Source organism: Candidatus Krumholzibacteriia bacterium (assembly GCA_029865265.1).
In the GTDB taxonomy this organism is placed as follows: domain Bacteria; phylum Krumholzibacteriota; class Krumholzibacteriia; order WVZY01; family JAKEHA01; genus JAKEHA01.
This window is the reverse complement of the sequence record JAOUHG010000093.1, coordinates 1-2,145: the sequence shown is the minus strand read 5'-3', so window position 1 is coordinate 2,145 and position 2,145 is coordinate 1. Positions and strand designations below refer to the sequence as shown.

Below are 2,145 nucleotides of genomic sequence, written 5' to 3'. Positions count from 1 at the left end.
TCGGCGATGATCGGCTACTTGAATGCGTTCACAATGTACACATTAGTTGCTGTGGCGGCTCTTCCGATTTGCCTCCTTGCAAGATTGCCACGTCGGGAAGTGAGATAGGTATCTGCAGTCCACCCGGTAGCCTTGCTTGCGGGTCGGACCGTCCGCTCGACTCGCATAAAGCTGCCTCGCGATCATTGCATCAGAGAGCAAATCCACATTACCGCAGCTGGCGCACCGCGCCGGACTTGAATTTTCTGTGTCGGACTGCAGCCGACATGGACGAACGCGCACCCATCGATTTCGATGACCCACTGCCCTCGTCCATCGTCGTCGGCTTTCGGGCAGCACCGCACGTCTCGTCGTGCCGATGGGTACTGTCCAGTTTCTTTCGCACATTTGATTTCTGCTGAGCGGCGTCCGGCCCGGGCTCAGGCGGTCGTGGGCAGGGCTTGCTGGCCCTGAAGGAGCTCCATCGATAGATACCGCTTGGTCGACCATTCCGTTCCCGCGACGTGCCTGAGGCGCGCCGCCGCCAGGTTCAACGCGCTCTCACCGTCGGGGAACGCGCCGACCACCCGCGTGCGCCGCCGGATCTCGCGCAGGATGCGCTCCAGCGGGTTGTTCGTCCTAATGCGCCGCCAGTGCTCCTCCGGGAAGCCATAGTACGCCAGCGTCTCCTCGATCCCGCTCTCGACGAGTTCGGCGGCCTTGGTCAGGCGATGGTCGCGCAGCTTGACGACCACCTGCCGAGCCTTCTCGCGTGCCGCCTGCACATCCTCGGCGGCGTGGATCGCTTTGAGCATCGCCGCAACCTCCCGCATCTTCGGACGCGGCACATGGCTGAAGACGTTGCGATAGAAGTGCACCGTGCAGCGCTGCCAGGCCGCGTCGGGGAAGAACTCAGCGGCACTCTCGGCGAGCCCGATGCAGGCGTCCGAAATGATCAGCCGCACGCCCTTCAAGCCGCGCTCCTTCAGGTGCTTCAGGAAGCCGGACCAGCCCGCCTTGTCCTCCTTCGCGCCCTCCACGATGCCCAGGATCTCGCGGAAACCCTCGCTGTTCACGGCAATCGCGACGAGCAGAGAGACGTTCCTGACCTCGCCCGCCCACGTCCGCTTCATCACGATGCCGTCGAGATACACATACGGGTGCTCGCCCTCGATCGCACGGTTCCGCCACGCTTCGATCGTCGCGTAGATCTTCTTGTTGAGATCACTGACCGTCGACGGCGACACGCGCGTGCCCCACAGCGCCTCCGTGATGTCCTCCACGCGCCGCACCGAAACGCCCGCCAGGTACATCTCGATCAGCGCCTCCTCGACCGACGCCTCGCGCCGCCGGTAGCGCTCGATAATGGCTGTCTCGAACGTCTGGCGCCGCAACTTCGGCACCTTCAGCGTCACCTCGCCGGCCTTAGTCTCCAGCTGGCGCTCGTAGTGGCCGGCCCGTGTATCGCGACGCGCCTCGGTGCGCTCGTAGCGCTGCGCGTTGCACAGCCGGTCCGCTTCCGCATCCAGCAGCGAGTTCAAAGTCTCCTCGACCGTGCCGCGAACGACCCGGTCCAGATGTCCCTTGATCCGCTCGTCGTCGATCCGGATCACGTTGTTGAGGGAGCCGGGAATCGGCGTATCCTCACTCATGGTGGCTTCCTTCTCTGGTTCCTCGGTTGATCTCGCAATCACCAAGAGACCCTGAGTCGGAGCCGCCAGCCTTCAATCACTTGTGCGAAACATTCCGTACGTCATCCCCCCGCGGGGGCGTCGTGAGGCAATCGATCGAAATCGAACGCGCGGCTCGCTGGGCCCGACTTCTCTGCCCGTTCTTTCTCGACAGAGCCGCTGGATGCCCTGCTTCAGTCCGCCATGGCGTGTGGTAGGGTTCCGGCTGCATCGTTTTCCGATGCAATTGCCCCGCTGCTCTGTCCGCGCAGGAGCGCCCGATGCCGAGTACCGTCTCGTTCACACCCGGCGGCTATCGCTACATCCCCGCCGTATTCCAGTATTCGGGAGGCGTGGCCGCCGATCCGGGATTTTCCATCGAACGCGTCAGCTTCCGCGAGCCGATTCCGCTCGCTGACGGTTTCCGCGAAGTGCAACGCCTCATCGGGGCCGCCGGCCGGCCACTGACGGCTTTCTGCGCCTGCGAGCTGCGGTC

General features: G+C 64.0%; 2 protein-coding genes. One reads left to right on the top strand and one right to left on the bottom strand.

Annotated features, from left to right (window positions below; translation table 11 throughout):
• Positions 1-419: 419 nt before the first annotated feature.
• On the bottom strand, positions 420-1,631 hold the full coding sequence (locus tag OEX18_15865) for an IS256 family transposase (protein ID MDH4338739.1): 1,212 nt from the start codon (positions 1,629-1,631) through the stop codon (positions 420-422).
• 299 nt (positions 1,632-1,930) lie between these two features.
• On the opposite strand from OEX18_15865, the gene OEX18_15860 reads away from it, so the two are divergent.
• The coding region (locus OEX18_15860; protein ID MDH4338738.1) for a hypothetical protein at positions 1,931-2,145 on the top strand (215 nt) is incomplete at its 3' end.